Origin of the sequence: Streptomyces sp. NPDC056224, assembly GCF_042267665.1 — a bacterium.
Taxonomy (GTDB): Bacteria; Actinomycetota; Actinomycetes; order Streptomycetales; family Streptomycetaceae; genus Streptomyces.
Genome location: NZ_JBHJTK010000001.1, coordinates 1 through 17,419 on the forward strand (window position 1 = coordinate 1; position 17,419 = coordinate 17,419).

18 protein-coding genes and 1 pseudogene are annotated in these 17,419 nt (G+C 72.7%); 8 read left to right on the plus strand and 11 right to left on the minus strand.

Going from position 1 to position 17,419, the window contains the following annotated elements; genetic code table 11:
• Nucleotides 1-659 precede the first annotated feature (659 nt).
• The 3 genes from ACFCZ1_RS00005 (at nucleotide 660) to ACFCZ1_RS00015 (ending at nucleotide 4,446) form a co-directional block, all read left to right on the plus strand.
• Nucleotides 660-2,999, plus strand: coding sequence for a pectinesterase family protein (locus ACFCZ1_RS00005; RefSeq protein ID WP_376676002.1), 2,340 nt, complete (start codon nucleotides 660-662; stop codon nucleotides 2,997-2,999).
• Nucleotides 3,000-3,124: 125 nt separating this feature from the next.
• Nucleotides 3,125-3,652 carry a SigE family RNA polymerase sigma factor gene (locus ACFCZ1_RS00010; RefSeq protein WP_376676003.1) on the plus strand — a complete coding sequence of 176 codons (528 nt, stop codon included), beginning with the start codon at nucleotides 3,125-3,127 and terminating at the stop codon, nucleotides 3,650-3,652.
• Complete coding sequence (locus ACFCZ1_RS00015) at nucleotides 3,649-4,446, plus strand: hypothetical protein (RefSeq protein WP_376676004.1); 798 nt, start codon at nucleotides 3,649-3,651, stop codon at nucleotides 4,444-4,446. Before ACFCZ1_RS00010 ends, ACFCZ1_RS00015 begins: the two co-directional genes overlap by 4 nt.
• A 137-nt stretch (nucleotides 4,447-4,583) precedes the next feature.
• On the opposite strand, the gene ACFCZ1_RS00020 is transcribed toward ACFCZ1_RS00015, so the two are convergent.
• From ACFCZ1_RS00020 to trxA, 5 genes and pseudogenes are all read right to left on the minus strand, one after another.
• Nucleotides 4,584-4,961 (minus strand): FKBP-type peptidyl-prolyl cis-trans isomerase, encoded by a 378-nt coding sequence (locus ACFCZ1_RS00020; protein WP_376676005.1) that lies wholly within the window; start codon nucleotides 4,959-4,961, stop codon nucleotides 4,584-4,586.
• Between the two features lie 262 nt (nucleotides 4,962-5,223).
• Nucleotides 5,224-5,430: pseudogene (locus tag ACFCZ1_RS00025) on the minus strand (hypothetical protein); the annotation flags it as partial.
• Between the two features lie 71 nt (nucleotides 5,431-5,501).
• Nucleotides 5,502-5,858 (minus strand): carboxymuconolactone decarboxylase family protein, encoded by a 357-nt coding sequence (locus ACFCZ1_RS00030; protein ID WP_376676006.1) that lies wholly within the window; start codon nucleotides 5,856-5,858, stop codon nucleotides 5,502-5,504.
• A 356-nt stretch (nucleotides 5,859-6,214) separates the two neighbouring features.
• Complete coding sequence (locus tag ACFCZ1_RS00035) at nucleotides 6,215-6,613, minus strand: DUF302 domain-containing protein (RefSeq protein ID WP_376676007.1); 399 nt, start codon at nucleotides 6,611-6,613, stop codon at nucleotides 6,215-6,217.
• A gap of 197 nt (nucleotides 6,614-6,810) precedes the next feature.
• The gene (trxA, locus tag ACFCZ1_RS00040) at nucleotides 6,811-7,182 is read right to left on the minus strand and encodes a thioredoxin (protein WP_376676008.1); all 372 of its coding nucleotides are present in this window, start codon (nucleotides 7,180-7,182) and stop codon (nucleotides 6,811-6,813) included.
• Between the two features lie 189 nt (nucleotides 7,183-7,371).
• On the opposite strand from trxA, the gene ACFCZ1_RS00045 reads away from it, so the two are divergent.
• The 5 genes from ACFCZ1_RS00045 (at nucleotide 7,372) to ACFCZ1_RS00065 (ending at nucleotide 11,160) form a co-directional block, all read left to right on the plus strand.
• Complete coding sequence (locus tag ACFCZ1_RS00045) at nucleotides 7,372-7,698, plus strand: rhodanese-like domain-containing protein (RefSeq protein WP_376676009.1); 327 nt, start codon at nucleotides 7,372-7,374, stop codon at nucleotides 7,696-7,698.
• Nucleotides 7,699-7,797: 99 nt separating this feature from the next.
• Nucleotides 7,798-9,186 carry a rhodanese-like domain-containing protein gene (locus ACFCZ1_RS00050; protein WP_376676010.1) on the plus strand — a complete coding sequence of 463 codons (1,389 nt, stop codon included), beginning with the start codon at nucleotides 7,798-7,800 and terminating at the stop codon, nucleotides 9,184-9,186.
• A 176-nt stretch (nucleotides 9,187-9,362) separates the two neighbouring features.
• The gene (locus tag ACFCZ1_RS00055) at nucleotides 9,363-9,947 is read left to right on the plus strand and encodes a rhodanese-like domain-containing protein (RefSeq protein ID WP_376676011.1); all 585 of its coding nucleotides are present in this window, start codon (nucleotides 9,363-9,365) and stop codon (nucleotides 9,945-9,947) included.
• The gene (locus tag ACFCZ1_RS00060; RefSeq protein WP_376676012.1) at nucleotides 9,944-10,840 is read left to right on the plus strand and encodes a sulfite exporter TauE/SafE family protein; all 897 of its coding nucleotides are present in this window, start codon (nucleotides 9,944-9,946) and stop codon (nucleotides 10,838-10,840) included. Before ACFCZ1_RS00055 ends, ACFCZ1_RS00060 begins: the two co-directional genes overlap by 4 nt.
• A gap of 38 nt (nucleotides 10,841-10,878) precedes the next feature.
• Nucleotides 10,879-11,160: a metal-sensitive transcriptional regulator gene (locus tag ACFCZ1_RS00065; protein ID WP_376676743.1), complete on the plus strand. Its 282-nt coding sequence runs from the start codon at nucleotides 10,879-10,881 to the stop codon at nucleotides 11,158-11,160.
• Between the two features lie 55 nt (nucleotides 11,161-11,215).
• Here the strand turns inward: ACFCZ1_RS00065 and ACFCZ1_RS00070 are convergent, their stop codons facing one another.
• From ACFCZ1_RS00070 to ACFCZ1_RS00095, 6 genes are all read right to left on the minus strand, one after another.
• Nucleotides 11,216-13,540, minus strand: a complete 2,325-nt coding sequence (locus ACFCZ1_RS00070; RefSeq protein ID WP_376676013.1) for a heavy metal translocating P-type ATPase — start codon at nucleotides 13,538-13,540, stop codon at nucleotides 11,216-11,218.
• Between the two features lie 131 nt (nucleotides 13,541-13,671).
• A complete protein-coding gene (locus tag ACFCZ1_RS00075; protein WP_376676014.1) occupies nucleotides 13,672-13,884 on the minus strand; it encodes a ferredoxin in 213 nt (70 codons plus the stop codon).
• Entirely contained in the window at nucleotides 13,881-15,212 is a 1,332-nt protein-coding gene (locus tag ACFCZ1_RS00080; RefSeq protein WP_376676015.1) for an NADH-ubiquinone oxidoreductase-F iron-sulfur binding region domain-containing protein, read from the minus strand. Before ACFCZ1_RS00080 ends, ACFCZ1_RS00075 begins: the two co-directional genes overlap by 4 nt.
• Entirely contained in the window at nucleotides 15,209-15,895 is a 687-nt protein-coding gene (locus tag ACFCZ1_RS00085; protein WP_376676016.1) for a ferric reductase-like transmembrane domain-containing protein, read from the minus strand. Before ACFCZ1_RS00085 ends, ACFCZ1_RS00080 begins: the two co-directional genes overlap by 4 nt.
• The gene (locus tag ACFCZ1_RS00090) at nucleotides 15,892-16,881 is read right to left on the minus strand and encodes an FAD:protein FMN transferase (protein WP_376676017.1); all 990 of its coding nucleotides are present in this window, start codon (nucleotides 16,879-16,881) and stop codon (nucleotides 15,892-15,894) included. Before ACFCZ1_RS00090 ends, ACFCZ1_RS00085 begins: the two co-directional genes overlap by 4 nt.
• Complete coding sequence (locus ACFCZ1_RS00095; RefSeq protein ID WP_376676018.1) at nucleotides 16,878-17,318, minus strand: hypothetical protein; 441 nt, start codon at nucleotides 17,316-17,318, stop codon at nucleotides 16,878-16,880. Before ACFCZ1_RS00095 ends, ACFCZ1_RS00090 begins: the two co-directional genes overlap by 4 nt.
• Between the last annotated feature and the right edge of the window lie 101 nt (nucleotides 17,319-17,419).

Below are 17,419 nucleotides of genomic sequence, written 5' to 3' on the forward strand. Positions count from 1 at the left end.
GCGGGCCCCGCGCCCCCCGGACAGGGGGCCGGCTATTCGGCGCGCCTGGACAAACCCCGCCCCCCGGGTGGGCGGGGGCGGGGGGGGGGGCGGGGCCCCCCCCCCCCCCGCCGGGACGAACGTCAGATGCGCTCGAGACCGCCCGAGACGGCCTCCAGGTCCTCATCGCCGACCTCGGCGTCGAACTCGTCCGACGTGGTCTCCGCATTGGCATTCTGGATGTCGCTCACGATTCCTCCAAGCAGGGCAGATGAATTCCGATGGAAACCGTTGGGGGATGTGCCGCCCGGTCCTGTCGGAACATTTCGTCTCTCGGTCGAGACGATTCGAAGCTAAGGCTCCCGACGTAATGGCCACAAGAATTTTCCGCCGCTTGCTCAGGAGCGTGCAGGGATAGGGCTGGAGCGTTTCACCGATTCGTGTCGCGGTCGTCGACCGACCGACCGACCGGCCAGCCGGCCGGCCGCGCCGCTGTCCCGGACGTCCCGGCGGGCTTCAAGAGGCTGGCGCAGGGGACGCGGTGGCCCCCGCCGGGGTGCCGCAGAGGCAGGGCTCGACGGGGTGGCGCCGCTCGTCGATCTTCCTTGCCCGGCAACCTTTCGGGCTCCGGCGGCAACTGAGGGGTGAACAGTGCGCCTCACCCCAAGGAGCCACCGCCCATGTCCGCTTCCCCTCACCGCCGCCCCACCAGACGTCGAAGGCTCGTCCTGGTCGGAGCGGCCACCCTGGTCGCCGCCGGTCTCGGCGCCGTGCCGCTGGTCGTGAAGGCCGATGCCGTGGCACCCGCCGACCTCGCCCACGGCGTGCTGCCCGCGCGCGACGGCTGGGCCGCCAACGGCTCGGGCACCACCGGCGGCCGGGCTGCGGCCGCAGCACGCGTCTTCACCGTCTCCACCCGCGCCGAGCTGGCGAGGGCGCTGGCCGCGGGCCCGGCCGACGCCCCGCGGATCGTCCGGGTCAAGGGCCTGATCGACGCCAACACCGACGACAGCGGGAAGCCGCAGAGCTGCGGCGACTACGCCGCGGGCACCGGCTACTCGCTCGACTCCTACCTCAAGGCCTACGATCCCGCGGTCTGGGGGCGTGCCAAGGTGCCGTCCGGCGCCCAGGAGAACGCCCGCAGGACGGCCCAGGCCAGGCAAGCCGCCCGCATGGTGTTCACGGTGCCGGCGCAGACCACCGTCATCGGCGTGCCCGGCACCGGAGCGGGCATCACCGGCGGGAGCCTGATGGTGAAGAACGTCGACAACGTGATCATCCGCAACCTGTCGCTCACCGATGTCAGGGACTGCTTCCCGCAGTGGGATCCGACCGACGGCTCCACCGGCAACTGGAACTCCGCCTACGACGCCGTCAGCCTGCGGGGCGCCACCCATGTCTGGGTCGACCACAACAGCTTCTCCGACGCCCCGCACCCGGACTCCGCCAACCCGGTCCGCTTCGGCCGCGCGTACCAGGTCCACGACGGCGCCCTCGACATCACCAACGCCTCCGACCTGGTCACCGTCGGCTACAACACGTTCAGCAACCACGACAAGACGATGCTGATCGGCAGCAGCGACAAAGACACCAAACTGCGGGTGACGCTCCACCACAACGTCTTCCAGGGCATCGTCCAGCGCGCCCCCCTCGCCCGCGTGGGCCAGATCCACCTGTACGACAACTACTACGACACCACGGCCTCGGAGGGCTACGCGCACAGCTACAGCGTCAACTCCCGCGCCGGCGCCCAGGTCGTCGCGCAGAACAACTACTGGAAGCTCTCCTCCGACCGGAAGACCTCCCAACTGCTCAGCGGCGACGGCACCGGAGCCATCGCGGGCAGCGGCAACCTCGTGGGCGGCGCCCCCGTCGACCTGGTAGCCGCCCACAACTCCGCCAACCCCGGGAAGAAGATCAAGACCACCGTCGGCTGGCGGCCCACCCTCACCGCCGGACTGGAACCCGCCGCCGGACTGCCGGCGAAGCTGGCGGGGAAGGCGGGCGCCGGCGTCCTCACCGAAACCGGTGGCAAGGCCGCTCCCGCCCCGTCCGGTCCGGCCGGCGGCCGTACGCTGACTGTCGCCGCCGACGGCTCCGCAGCCCACCGCTCCGTGCAGGCCGCCGTCGACGCCGCCACCGCGGGCGACACCGTCCTCGTAGCGCGCGGCACCTACCGGGAGACGGTGAACGTCCCCGCTTCCAAGCACGGGCTGACCCTCAAGGGCGCCACCGGCAATGCCGAGGACGTCGTCATCACCTACGACAACGCCTCCGGCACGCCGAAGGCGGGCGGCGGTACGTACGGAACCGCGGGCAGTGCCACCGCGACCTTCTCGGCGAACGACATCACCGTCACAGGTGTGACGGTCGAGAACACGTGGGAGAGGTCGGCGCACCCGGACGTCAGGGACACGCAGGCCGTGGCGGTCAACGCGTCCGGCGACCGCCAGAAGTACCTCGACTCGCGTTTCATCGGGCACCAGGACACCGTCCTCAACTGGGCACCCTCGGCCACCGGCCAGTACCGGCAGTACTTCCGTCACTGTTTCATCGCGGGGGACGTCGACTTCGTCTTCGGCAACGCCACCGCCGTCTACGACCACGTCAACATCACCCTGCTCGACCGCGGCGCCGCGGCCGGCGGACTGGGCGGATACCTCGCCGCGCCGAACACCGACGCGGCCAAGCCGTACGGGATCCTCATCACCGACAGCACGATCAGCAGCCCCGCCCGGCCCGGGACCTACTACCTCGGCCGGCCCTGGCACCCGGGCGCGAGCGCGGTCGGTCAGCTGGTCATCCGCAACACGAGCCTGCCCGCAGCCGTGAAGACCGAGGGGCCCTGGACCGACATGGGGGGCTTCTCATGGAAGTCCGCCCGGTTCGCCGAGTACGCCAACACGGGCCCCGGCGCCGGCGCCGGGGCGAACCGGCCCCAGCTCGGCCCGGACCAGGCCGCGGCCCATACCGCCCGCGCCTACCTGGCCGGCACCGACGGCTGGGATCCGACGGACTGATGGGCGTCACCGTGCGGACCAGGCCCGGGCGAACCGAGGTGCCCGAACGAGTGCTCGAACGGACTGCTACGCTCCGGCACCTGCCTGAGAACGCCGCCGTCGCACCGAGAGGCCGTACCGAGGCCATGACCGAAGATGAGGCGGCCGCGGATTTCCACGCTTTCTTCGAACGCCACCACGCCGAACTCTCCCGCCTGGCATACCTGCTGACCGGAGAGGCGGACGCCGCCGATGACCTCGCCGCGGACGCGATGGTCGCGCTCTGGCACCGCTGGGACAGGGCCCGCCGTGCCGATTCCGCGGCTGCCTACGCCCGCGGAATCGTCGCCAACCTCGCCCGCAGCCGGATCCGGAGCACGGTACGCGAGCGGCGGCGCGTCCTGCTGTTCTGGTCGCACCGCCCGGAGCTGACCGACGGCCCGGACATGGCCGCCGTCATGGACGTACGGGCCGCGCTGGACACGCTGCCGTTCCGCAAACGTGCCTGCGTGGTACTGCGGTACGCCTTCGACCTCTCGGAGAAGGACACTGCGGCGGCGCTCGGGATATCGGTGGGTACGGTGAAGAGCCAGACCTCGAAGGGGGCGGCGGAACTGCAGCGGCTGCTCGGTACCCGGGCCGCCGGCGAGCTGGTGGGAAGGGGAAGCCGGTGACCGACGAACTGCGCGGCCTGTTGCGCGAGAGCGCCGGAGCCCACTTGCCCGACCGGGCCCGCATGCTGGCCCGGGTCGAGCGCGGCACGGCCCGTCCCGGCACCGCCCGCCGACCGCGGGACCGCGAGCGCACCCGCGCCCTGTCCTGGCCGAAGATCGTCCTTGCGACCCTGGCCACCACCGGAACCCTGACGCTGAGCGCCCTCATGGTGGTCGCCGCCGTGCACGACCCGGAACCGCCCCGGAACCCGACGGCTGCCGCCCCGTCCGCCGCCGCCCCGTCCGCCGACGCCCCGTCCGCCGCCGCCCCGTCCGCCGACGGCCCGTCCGCCGCCGCCCCGTCCGCCGACGGCCCGTCCGCCGACGGCCGCGCGGTGTCACCGACGGCTGCGGGCAGCCGGACCGAGGACGGTCCGCTGTGGGCCGACGGCTCCGTCGACCCCCACAGCAACGCCTACTGGGCACAGAGCAACGTCACCCTCAAGGCGCGGAAGCCGCTCACCGCGCTCGTCGTCGAGCTGCGCATCGCCCTCACCGAGGGGGTGAAGGCCACCGGTAGCTGGCGGACCCGCCCCGCCGCGGACTTCGACCTCTCCGCCCGCCAGGAAGGTGGCTTCCTCGTCTACCGGTGGACCCTCAAGCCCGGCAGGGCCGTCCCGCCCGGCGAGCACGTCTTCGCCGGCCAGTACGACCACGCCGACGGCGGACGCGATGCGAAGGACGACACGTACCGCATCGACGCCACTGCCGGTGCCGCGGAGAGCGGAGCCGCGGTGTGGGGTGGGTTCGCGTAGGGCGCGTCCACCCGCCGCCGTCCGGGCAGGTGGAGTTGCAGGCGGGCGCCGGGGGAGCGGCCAGTGCCGCAGGCCGGCTGACCTCCCCGGAAGAAGCCGGTTCCTTGGGGGAGAGGCCGGGGCGAAGCAGGCGTTCCTCAGACTACGGAGAGCAGGTCCACCACGAAGACGAGCGTGGAACCCGCCGGGATCAACGGCGAGGGTGACTGGTTGCCGTAGCCGAGGCGCGGGGGAATGATGATCTCGCGCCGACCGCCGACCTTCATCCCCCTGAGGCCCCGGTCCCAGCCCTTGATGACCCTGCCACCACCCACGGCGAACTTGAACGGCTGGCCCCGGTCCCAGGAGGCGTCGAACTCCGTTCCGGACTCGAAGGTGACCCCGACGTAGTGCACCCGGACCACCCTGCCCGGCTTCGCCTCGGGCCCGTCCCCGACGACGAGGTCCCGGATCGTCAGCTCCTGGGGAGCATCACCCTCCGGAAGTTCGATCTCGGGCTTCGTCAGTTCACTCATCGCAGCCTCATTACTCTCCGCCGGAATCCCTCGTACGGACCAGCCGGGCGCATGGTCGCTCCACGCAGTAGACGATCGCGCTACCGAGAACGCCGATCGACTGAAGAACATCAAACCCCACGGAGCACGGCGCGGCGTGACTGGGCGTGCTACGTCCTCGGACGGCCATGGCGAGGGCGAGGTCTGGGCCGAGCCCGCTTCGATGTCGGTCTCACCTAGCCCGTTGACGACAGCGTGGCGGGTCTCCAACACGTGGCGCGAGACCCCCCCACACCGAGACCATGCCGGGAACGCCGGTGGTCGTGTCGGTGTAGCGGCGCTTGTATGCCGTGTCTCCGGTGACGCCCTTGGGGGAGTACTGGCCCATCTGGAGGGCCGGGATGGCGCGGCTGATCTGGTTGAGCCGATGGAGGTGCTTGACCAGGGGCTGCTGGAGGGTGGTCGCCACTGCGCCGGAGGCGTGGCCGATTGTGTGGTCACGGCCCTCGTGCCTGGAGTTGTGCTGTCGGGGGCGAGCCGGGCGTATCACGGGCAGGGTGCTCAAGCGGCGGTGGTCTGCTGTTCCTGGAACTCGCGGAAGGCGGCGAAGGCGCGCGGTCCGTAGACCGTGCCCGGCCCGCCGTTCATCAAGATGGCGACCCCTATCGCCTCGGCTGCCTCCTGCTCGGTGGCGCCGTGCCGGACGGCGGCCTGGGCGTGATGGGCGATGCAGCCGTCGCACTCCTTGCCCACCGCGATGGCCAGCGCGATGAGTTCCTTGGTCTTGGCGTCCAGCGCACCGGGTTCCAGTGCGCTGTCGTGGAGCCGTCTGTAACCCTCGTACACCTGCGGGATCGCCCGCCGCAGCTCACGGCCGGGTGCCCGCAGTTCGTCCCGTACCTGCGTGCCGTACGACATGATGTGTCTCCCTTCTCGCGGCCGCCGGCCACCTGAGCGATGCACGGGGAACATGGCGCCGGGCGGTAGAGAGCGACAGTGGTGATGCGCGCCGGGCTCACCATCGGCATGTTTGCCGTGATGGTTCCCGCACGGGGCCGACGGTCGGTCCGTGCCTCCATCGTTGCGCCGCATCCCGCCGGGAGCCAGTTCGTCGCGGCCCCCCGGAAGAGCGGGGCCGTCGGCGAACTCTGTTCCTGCACTCGGCAGACCTGGGGATTCGCCACCGGCCGGGTCGGGGGGACAGCCACGTCGGCGCGTACCGTGCGGCGGCCTCGGGGCGGGCGGTGGTCAGCTCTGCACGGCGTCCCGACGGCTCACGCACTGGCCTCCGCGAGGGTGGCGAGTGCGGCGTCGAGGCGTCGCGCCGCCTCGTCCGCGACCGGGGCCATGGCGTCGACGCCGGTGAGCGTGACCATGGTGGAGGGGTCGATCGCCTGCACGATCACCTGGTCGCCGTCGGTGCGGACCACCACATTGCAGGGCAGCAGCAGCCCGACCGAGCGGTCGGCGTCCAGGGCCTGACGGGCGAGTGGGGGGTTGCACGCTCCGAGGATCAGGTACGGCTCCATGTCGTGGTCGAGCTTCGCCTTGAGCGTGGCCCGGACGTCGATCTCGGTCAGGATGCCGAAGCCCTGGTCGGCGAGGGCGCGGCGGACGGCCTCCGCCGTCTCGTGGAAGGTTCCGGCGACCTTGATGGTGCGGTCGTAGGGCATGGTCTTCACCTCTCTGTTCCGATGGCGACCGCGCCGGCGCGTGGCCGACCTGGGTCGTCGTGCTGCTGGAGGTCGGCCCAGGGCGGGGCCGCGAACAGCAGCATGATGTCCTGACGCGCCCGTCCGAAGGCGGACGACAGGCGCTGAGGGACCGTTCGAAGTCCTTCGGCCGTGATCTCGTGGTGAGGTTCCGGGCGTCAGTTCCGCTCGGCCGTGCGGGTGGCGGCCTGTCGGTGTACGTCGTCCGTGTCGACGGACCGGATCCTGGTGATCAGTTCCTCCAGGGCTTGCGGCGGCAGTGCGCCGGGCTGTGCGTAGAGCACGGCCCGGTCGCGTACGGCCATCAGGGTGGGGATGGAGGAGATCCGGAAGGCGCCGGCGAGCTCCGGCTGCGCCTCGGTGTCGACCTTGCCGAAGACGATGTCCTGGTGCCGCTCGGCTGCCTTCTCGTAGACGGGACCGAACATGCGGCAGGGCCCGCACCACCCGGCCCAGAAGTCGATCAGCACGATCTCCGAGCCCGTGACGGTCTCCTCGAAGTTTTCCTTGGTCAGCTCGACGGTCGGCATGGGTTCCACTCTCCTCTCGCATACCCGTGGGGGTATGGCGGATTCAACTGGTGTTCGGGCTGTTTTGTTTCCGTGCGCCGGGGGATCGCTCCGCGATCCAATACCCCTGGGGGTATTTGACAAGTGCGGCGGCGGCTTCTACGGTCGATCGTGTAATACCCAGGGGGGTATCTGGAGGTGGATCCCGTCATGGCTCGTGAAGTGGACCTGGAAACCTTTGCCGCCGCCTGGGGCGCCGGCGCCGACGTCGTCGACGTGCGGGAGCCGGAGGAGTACCGGGCGGGGCATGTGCCCGGCGCGCGCCTCGCTCCGCTGTCCGCCCTGGCCGCCGCTCTACCTCACGTGCCCAGGGGTCGCAGGGTGTACGTGATCTGCGCGAGCGGCAACCGCAGTCAGTGGGCCGCGGACCGGCTCGCCGTCGCCGGCCTGGATGCCCTTTCCGTCGCCGGCGGGACCCGGGGCTGGGTCGGCAGTGGTCGGCCGGTGGTGACGGGGTCCGCTCCGGGGTCGGTCTGACCTTCCTCGCTCTCGCGCCCGCCCCTTCGGGGAGCGGGCCACCTTTTGGCCTCTCGCATACCCCCCAGGGTATCTGAGCCGTCTCTTACGGAGGTTTCCGTGTTCTTCGCCCAGTACTACCTCGACTGCCTCTCGCAGGCGTCCTACATGATCGCCGACGAGACCACGGGTCGGGCCGTGGTGGTCGACCCCCGCCGGGACGTCTCGGAGTACCTGGCGGACGCCGAGGCCCACGGCTTCACCGTGGTCGGCGTCATCAACACCCACTTCCACGCGGACTTCGTCGCCGGCCACCTCGAGATGGCGGCCGAGACCGGGGCGTGGATCGGCTACGGCCGTCGCGCCGAGACCGAGTACCCCATCCGCAAGCTCGCCGACGGGGAAATCATCAGCCTCGGCGGCGTCACCCTGGAGATCATGGAGACGCCGGGGCACACGCCGGAGTCGATCAGCGTGCTGGTCCACGAGCGCGGCGAGGACGCCGTCCCGTACGGCGTGCTCACCGGCGACGCCCTGTTCATCGGGGATGTGGGCCGCCCCGACCTGCTCGCCTCCATCGGCGTGACCGCCGAGGAACTCGGCGCCATGCTGTACGACAGCGTGCAGAACAAGCTGATGGGCCTGCCGGACGAGGTCCGGGTCTTCCCCGCGCACGGCGCCGGGTCCGCCTGCGGCAAGAACCTGTCCACGGAGAAGCAGTCGACCATCGGCGAGCAGCGGGCCACCAACTACGCGTGCGTGCCCATGTCGCAGGCCGACTTCGTGGGAATCGTGGCCGCCGGCCAGTCCGCGGCTCCCGGCTACTTCGCCTACGACGCCGAGCTCAACCGCAAGGAGCGGGAGCTGTTCGACCCGGCCGCCGCCCCGCGGCCGCTGAGCGTCGAGGACTTCGTCGGCCTCCGTGCCTCCGGTGCCGTCGTCGTCGACGCCCGCGACCCGCAGGAGTTCGCCGCCGGACACCTGCGCGGCTCTGTGAACGTCCCGGCCGACGGCCGCTTCGCCGAGCAGGCCGGAACCGTCCTGCCCACCGACGCCGACCTGCTGGTTCTCGCCCCGCAGAACCGCGAGGAGGAGATCGTCACCCGCCTCGCGAGGATCGGCTTCGACCGCGTGGCCGGCTACCTGCGCTCCCCGGACGACGCTCTGACCGCGATGGCCGAGCAGGTCGCCCCGGCCAGCCGCCTCACCGCCGCCCAGGTCCGCGCAGCCCTGGAGAGCGACAACCCGCCGGTCGTCATCGACGTCCGCAACTGCGGCGAGCGCGGCGAGCACGGCTTCATCGACGGCGCCCTGCACATCGCACTCGGCGAGCTGCCCCGTCGCCTCGACGAGATCCCGCGCGAGACGCCCCTCGTCCTGCACTGCGCGGGCGGCCACCGCTCCTCCATCGCCGCGAGCCTGCTGCGCCACCACGGCTTCACCGACGTCTCCGACATCCTCGGCGGCTACGCAGCCTGGGCCCTGTCGAACACCCCCGCGGCTCTCTGACCGGTCGCCGCCCCGACATACCGGCCCTTCCCGGCCGCGACGAACCGCCTGCGCCCCTGCGGGAAGGCCCTCTGCCCTGACGGGCTCTTCTTGCGCGGGCATCGGCCCGCCCCTGACCTCACACACACCCCGCCCCGTATTTCTGTGCGGGGTCACCTCACCACTACGGAGTTTTCATGACGACCGACGCCTCCCGTGTCGCCGGCCTCGCCCCCGCCGCCCTCCAGCAGCTGATCAAGGACGGACGCGGACCGCGCCTGCTGGATGTGCGCACCCCGGGCGAGTTCCGGACCGTCCACATCCCCGGCGCCTACAACGTCCCGCTGAGCACCCTGCGCGAGCACCGCGCCGAACTCCTCGCCCACCTCGACGAGGACGTCGTCCTCGTCTGCCGTTCCGGTGCCCGCGCCGCCCAGGCCGAACAGGCGCTCACCGAGGCCGGCCTGCCCAACCTGCGCGTCCTCGACGGCGGCATGACGGCCTGGGAGGCCGTCGGCGCCCCCGTCAACCGGGGCGAGGCGCGCTGGGACCTGGAGCGCCAGGTCCGCCTGATCGCCGGTTCGATCGTGCTCGTCACCGGCGTCGTGGGCGTGTTCGTGCCCGGAGCGCACCTGATCGGCACCGTCATCGGCGCCGGGCTGACCTTCGCCGCGCTCAGCAACACCTGTGCCATGGGGATGCTGCTGTCCAAGCTGCCCTACAATCGCGGCCCGCGCACCGACATCCGTACGGTCATCGCCTCCCTGCGGGACCGCTCGTGATCACGCTCGTCCTGGCGGCGTCCGTACTGATCGGCGTCAGCCTGGGCATCCTGGGCGGCGGCGGGTCCATCCTGACCGTGCCGATCCTGGTCTACCTGGCCGGGATGGACACCAAGGAGGCCATCGCCACCTCCCTGTTCGTCGTCGGCGCCACCAGCCTGGTGGGGCTCGTCCCGCACGCTCGCGCGGGGCGGGTGCGCTGGCGCACCGGTCTGATCTTCGGCGCGGTCAGCATGGCCGGCGCCTACGGCGGCGGACGCCTCGCCGAGTACATCCCCGGCACCGCCCTGCTCATCGCGTTCGCCCTGATGATGCTCGCCACCGCCGCCGCCATGCTCCGCAAGCCCCGCAAGCCGAAGGCGGCCAAGCCCGTCCACCGCGAGCTCCCCGTCAAACACGTGATCGCCGAGGGCCTCGTCGTCGGCGCGGTCACCGGCCTGGTCGGCTCCGGCGGCGGATTCCTCGTCGTCCCCGCCCTCGCCCTGCTCGGCGGACTGCCCATGAGCGTCGCCGTCGGCACCTCGCTCCTGGTCATCGCCATGAAGTCGTTCTCCGGACTCGCAGGCCACCTCAACGGGGTCCAGATCGACTGGAACCTGGCCCTGGCCGTCACCGCCGCGGCCGTCGTCGGCAGCCTGATCGGCAGCCGCTTCGCCGGGCGCATCCCCCAGGACACCCTCCGCAAGGCGTTCGGCTGGTTCGTCGTCGTCATGGGCGTCTTCGTCCTCGGCCGGCAACTGCCCCACACCCTCTGGGCCGGCCCCCCGACCTGGACCGGCGCCGGACTGACCGCGGCCGCGGCCGTGGCCTGGGCCACCGTACGGGCACGCCGCCCGCGGCCAGCCGCGGACGCACCCCAGGTAGGCTCCCGGGAGCCTGCCGCACACTCCTGAGCGTCATACCCCAAGGGGTATCCTTGAGCCGACAGCCGATGAGGAGGAGTCCGGTGAAGGTAGAAGAAGAAGCGGCGACCGCGGTCCTCAACCGGCTGCGTCGTGCCCAGGGACAGCTCGCGGGCGTCATCGCCATGATCGAAGCCGGCCGCGACTGCAAGGACGTCGTCACCCAGCTCGCCGCCGTCTCCCGCGCCCTCGACCGGGCCGGATTCAAGATCGTCGCCAGTGGAATGCGTCAGTGCCTCGCCGAGAGCGAGGAAGGCGCACCCCCGATGAGCGAACAGGAACTGGAGAAACTCTTCCTCACGCTCGCCTGACACGCGAAGGGACGGCGGCCCGCAGGCGGACATCCGCCGAGGGGCGCCCGTCGTTTCACGGTGCGAGGGAGAAGTAGTTCTCCTCTTCCTGGGTGAAGTGCAGGCGTAGGACGGTGTTCAGGCCGTAGAGGCAGGAGCGCAGGTCGTCGAGTTGTTCTGGGGCCAGAGCGCCGCTTGTGCGGGCGAGTTGCAGGTGGGTGGCGATGCGGCGGGAGAGGCGTTCGATCTCGGTGTGTGCGCGGCTCATGGTGGCGGTGGCCTCGGGTCCGCCGAGGGTGGGGGCCAGGGCCGGGTAGAGCTGGTGCTCTTCGGCGTATTCGTGGGGCAGGAGCCTTTCGGTCAGCAGCCGGTGTGTTTCCTCCACGGCCTTCAGGGCGTTCGGGCCGGGGGTGTCGGAGAGGCGGTCGGCGGCGTCGCGTACGGAGTCGAGGACGTCCCTCAGATCGTCATGTTCGGCCGCGAAGCGGTGGATGAGGGCTTCGGTGGCGGGGGTGAGGGCCGGACGCGCGGCCTGGTCGACGCGCAGGGCGCGCAGGGCGTTGAGGATCACGGCGACGTCGATGGCTTCCTGGAGCAGCGCGCCGGCGGCGGGCGGGAGCAGACCTGCGGCAGCCGCGGCCATGGCTGCCAGCGACATGACCATGCCGCCGAGGGCGCTCTGCACGGCGATGCGGCGGGAGCGTTGGGCGATGGTGACGGCGTCGGCGAGGCGGTCGACGCGGTCGGTGGTCAGGACGATGTCGGCGGCTTCCGAGGAGGCCGTGGAACCGCGGGCGCCCATGGCGACGCCGACATCGGCGGCGGCGAGGGCGGGGGCGTCGTTGACGCCGTCGCCGACCATGACGGTGACCGCGCGCTCACGCTCGTCGCGTACGGCGGTGACCTTGTCGGCCGGGCTGAGTTCGGCGAGCACGCCGTCGAGGCCGAGGACGGCGGCGACCTCGTGGGCGGGTGCGGCCCGGTCGCCGGTGAGCATGAGGAGCCGCTGGATGCCGGCCGCACGCAGATGGCGCAGGGTGCGCGGGGCGTCGTGGCGCAGCGGGTCGCGCAGCAGGATCGCACCGGCGAGCTGTCCGTTGACGGAGAGCCAGGCCACGGCCGCGCCGTCGAGGAGCGCCCGGTTGTCGACCGCCCTGGCCCATGGGGGCCGTACGTCGTCGGGACCCAGGCGGCCGATGGAGACGCGGTGGCCGTTCACGCTGCCGGTGGCGCCCCGTCCGGGCACCTCGGTGACGTCCGTCGGGAGGGAGAGCGAAAGGTCGCGTTGCCGGGCAGTGTCGACGATGGCCTGGGCCAGGACGTGAGGCGAGTACTGGTCGACCGACGCCGCCAGACGCAGGACTTCGGAGGGGGTGATGTCGGGAGACGCGGTGACGTCGAGGACACGGGGGCGGCCGCGGGTGAGGGTGCCGGTCTTGTCGAGCAGGAGGGTACGGGCGCGGCCGAGGTTCTCCAGCGCTCCACCGTCGCGGATGACCACGCCGAGACGGGAGGCGCGGGAGAGACCCGAGACGATGGCGACCGGGGCGGCCAGCAGCAGGGGGCAGGGCGTCGCGACGACGAGGACGGCGACCGCGCGTACCGCGGAGCCGCTCGTCAGCCAGGCCAGCCCCGCCACCGCGAGGGACAGGGGCAGGAACCAGGCCGCGTACCGGTCGGCCAGCCGCACGACCGGCGCTGACTCCGCGCCGGCCTGGCGGGCCAGGCGCACGATTCCCGCGTACGTGCTGTCCTGCTCGGTGGCGGTGGCCCGCAGTTCGAAGGCGCCGCCCGCGTTGACCACGCCGCTGCGGACCGTCTCGCCCCGGGGCCGCTCGACCTGGAGGGACTCACCGGTGAGTACCGACTCGTCCAGGACGGCGGCGGCGCTCTCCACACGGCCGTCGACGGGCACGACTTCACCGGGGCCGACGACGAGCAGGTCGCCGACCGCGACCTCGGCGAGCGGCACCGTGACCACCCCGGCCTCCGTGCGGCGGCGTGCCGAGCGTGGCGCGTGCTCCAGCAGGGCACGCAGGTCGTGCGAGGCCCGCCGCTGGGCCGCGGCTTCGAGCGTGCGGCCGGTGGCCAGCATGAGGGCGATCAGGGCACCGGCCAGGTACTCGCCCACGGCCAGGGTCCCGCCGAGTGCGAGTACGGCGATCAGGTCCACGCCCGCGTGTCCGCGGCGCACCGCGGCGAGCACCCACACCACGGCGGGCACGATGGCGACGACGGTTCCCAGAGCCCAGAACAGGTCCGAGAGGCGGTGTGCGCCGACCAGCCAGGCGATGCCGCCGCCGGTGAGCGCCGCCGCGGTGACGGTCAGCAGGACCGGTTCGAGCCGCACGGAGGTGATTGCGGCGGTGATGCGGCGCAGACCTGCTGCGGTGGGGTTCATGGCGCACCTCGATCATTGCGGTGCGGCGACCGCGGGGCTCGGTCCCTCCATCCCATCGCGGCAGTGACCTCGGCGGCAGGGGCCGTCCGGCCCTTCTGCCGGGCCGGATGGTCGGGGCCGACGCATGCCTGTCACGTCCGCCCCGCGTCGAGGTGGAGCGCCAGGACGGGACAGGCCGCGGCGGCCCGGCGGGCGTGGGTGCGCAGGTGGTCGGGGACAGACCGGTCCTTGACGATGGGGTAGCCCCATTCGTCGAGGTCGATCAGTTCGGGCAGCAGTTCGCCGCACAGGCCCCGTCCGGTGCAGGCGATGCGGTCGATGTGCAGGGTCCGGGTGGGGATCATCGCCAGGTCTCCGGGGGAGTGGGGGCCGGTACGGGCAGCCGCGGAGCTCCGAAGGCTGCGGGGCAGGCGCCGTGGGCGACGTGGCGGTCGACGTCGGCGGCGAAGGCGAGCAGTGCGGAGGCGGTGAGGCGGGCGGCGCCGTCGGGGTGGCGGCAGGCGCCGCGGTCCGGCAGCAGACCGACCCGCCGGTGCAGCCGGTGCAGCACGTCAGGGTCGGCCCGTCCGGCGGCCAGCTGGGCGAGGTCCTCGGCCACGGCGGTCAGCCCGAACCGGCAGGGGCCGCACTGGCCGGCGCCGTGGGCGGCCAGGTAGGCGAGCACGCGTGCCGTCTCGGACAGCCCGCAGGCCGAGTGGGGAAGGGCGATGAGGATGCCCGCTCCGGGTGCGGCGCCCAGCGGGGCCAGGTCGCGCCGGGTGAAGGGGGTGTGCAGGTGTTCCGCCGGGAGCCAGGTGCCGGCGAAGCCTCCCAGCAGGACCGCCCGCACGGGTTCCGTGGGTCCTCCGGCGCGGTCGAGGACCGTGGCGAGGGGGGTGCCGAACGAGATCTCCTGGACGCCTGGGGCGGCGACGGCGCCGGTCACGGTGACGAGCAGGGTGCCGGGCTCGTGCGGGGTTCCCGTCTGCCGGAACCAGTGAGGTCCGTGGCGGGCGATGAGGGCGAGGTGGGCGAGGGTCTCGGCGTTGTTCACGAGGGTGGGGCGACGGGCGACGCCGCGTTCGTGGGTGCGGGGCGGGCTGCCCTGCGGGCGGGCCGGTCCGCCGTTGAGCCAGCGCACCAGTGAGGTCGACTCGCTGGAGACGTAGGCGTGCGGAAGGGCGTGCAGTCGCAGCCGTACCGGGTCGAGCCGGGCGCGCCGCCGTTCGTCCAGGGCCGTGCTCAACTGCCGGTACTGGGCGGTGCGGGTGCGGGGCAGGCAGACGTGGACGGTGTCGGCACCGACGGCCCTTGCGGCCAGGACGGCGCCGTCGAGGACGAGGTGGGGCGCGACGGCGAGCAGGAACTGGTCCTTGCGGCTGGCGGGTTCGCTCTCCATCGCGTTGACGACGACAACGGCCCGGCCACCGCGATCCGCCACGGCCCGCAGCTTGCGCGCGGTGGGGAACCCGGCGCCGCCGCGCCCGGTGAGTCCGGCCGCCTCGACCGCTTCCACGAGGGGCGAGGAAGCGCTGGTGCCGACGGGGGCGGCCCCGTGGTGCCTGAGGTGATCGGCGAGGGTGGCCGGCCGCCCCGTGGCGTACCAGGGGGCCAGCAGCCGGGCTTCGGCGGTGCCGTCCGGCTCGGTCGGGTCGGTGGCGGGTGCGCAGGGCTCCACGGCCTGGGAGTTCATCGTCCGCCCCCGAGCAGGATCGTCGTCGTGGCTGCGCGCTGCGCCCAGCCCGGCTGCAGCGGCCCCGTGGCGAGGAACGCGGCCAGCACCACGGGTGCGGCCGTCGTGGCCAGGGCGGCCGCCAGGCGCCCGGCGACCCGCCCCGGACCGGCCTTCACCAGGCGCCACACCACGGCACCGGCCACCGACGCGAGGCAGGCGGCGTAGAGCCACAGCTGGAGGGGGAGCCGCGTGTCGGTGCCGGTCCCGGCGCCGTGGAAGAGGGCGGTCGGCCAAGCCGCGTAGGCCAGCCAGTGCACGGCCTTCCAGCGGCGCACGCCGAGGCGGTGCCGCAGCGCGCTGGTGACGAGGACCGCGAGCAGCAGGTCGAACGCGGCCGTGCCGAGTCCGAGCCAGAGCGGCCGGTAGGACGCGCCGAACGGCACGACGGAGACGGCCCAGCTCAGGTGGACGAACGGATCGAGGACCGCTGTCGCCACGTGCAGGGCGAGGAACACCAGGGTGAGCAGGGACAGGTTGCGGTGCAGCAGCCCGATCTCGAAGCGGCCGATCCGACGGGGCGAGGTCCGTCCGCCGGAGGCGATGCCGAGCACCACGGTGGCGGTGAGGAGGATCAGGGCGAGGGTGCCTCCCGCGCGGCTGGCGTACCACAGGGGGCTGCCGGTGAAGGCCACAGTCGTCATCGTGGGCCTCCGGTGCCGGTCGCCGGGGCGCCCGGGGGTGTGGGTGCGTGCGAGTCGGCCGGCCAGCCGCCGAGACGTACGACCGTGCCGTCGAGGCCCGTAAGCCGGGCGGGCAGGGCGGTGCCCCGCACCCAGTGCAGGGCCCGTTCGCCGAGCACGATCGCAGCCGTACTGACGGCATTGGCGTCCACGCAGGCGGCGGCCGCGACGCTGACCGTGCGCCACACGGGTGCGGCGGGCTCTCCGGTGGCCGGGTCGACGATGTGGTGCAGGACCCGTCCGCCGCGGCGCCAGGTGCGCACCCGGATACCGGAAGTCGCCAGCGCCCCGCCGGTCACCGCCACGGCGGCACCGCCCTGTGGGTCAGGGTGGGCGTGGTCGTCGGCGAGGGCGATCCGCCAGCCGCCTTCGGGCGCCGGCCCAGCGGTCGACAGGTCGCCCCCGAGACTGACGAGAACGCCGCAGCCGGTCATGGCGGCGGCCTGCCGGGCGGCCCGGTCGGCGGCCAAGGCCTTGGCCGTGGCGCCCAGGTCGAGGCGGGTGTCCGCAGGCAGCCGCAGCCGGCGGGCGCGCGGGTCGAAGGCGATGTGCCGCCAGCCGGGCGCCGGCCGGGCCACGGGCACAGGGCGGGCGTCCTCGGGGCGCACGGAGGCGAAAGTGCGGTCGTAACCGAGCGCGATCACCGCTCTGCCCACGGTCGGGTCCACCGCGCCGTCGGTGAGCCGGGCGGCTCGCAGGGCCGCCTCCAGGGCCTCGGCGAAGTAGTCGCTGACCGTCGTCGTGACCCCTGCGTTCAGGTTCACGCGGCTGAGTTCGGAATCCGGGCGGAAGCGGCTGCACGTGCGGTCGACGGCGGCCAGTTCGGCGCGTAGCACCGCTTCCGCGGCAGGCAGGGCGCCCGGGTCGGTGACGAGCAGGGCGGCGGTGGTGCCCAGAGCCGGGAAGATGATCCGGGCGGGAACGGGCGCCGAGGGGCAGGTGGTCATGACGCCCCCGTCGTGGTCTGTGGCTGCTGCCGGGTGGCGGTGGGCGGCTGGGCCGGTGGCTGCGGAGCCGATGGTGCTACGGCGGGCGGCTGGGCCGGTGGCTGCGGAGCCGGTTCTGTGACCGGAGCCGCGCCCTCCTCGTCATCATCCGCGTCGTCCTCGTGGCTGTTCGGCTCCTCGCGACCCTCGTCGTCCTTCCCCACGGTGGCGGCAGTCGGCGGTGTGGGGTTCTGCACCGGCGCGTTTGTCGGCGCGGGGGCTGCCGAATCGTCCGGCAGCAGGTGCGTGTAGAAGCCGCCCAGGGCCACCGCGCCCGCAGCGGACGTGACCGCGATCCACCGGGTGGTGCGGCGGCTGCGGCGCAGACCGTGATCGCGCGCCTTCGAGGAAGCGGCGGGTGCCGGTTCCGTCTGGAATTCGTCGGAGGAGGGGTCCATGGCGGCGCTCCTGGAGAATCGGCGGCCCGGATCGGCTGCGTGCATCTCCAGGCTGTGCTCACGGCCCCTGGGAACTCGCTCACGTCTCCTTCAGAACCGGT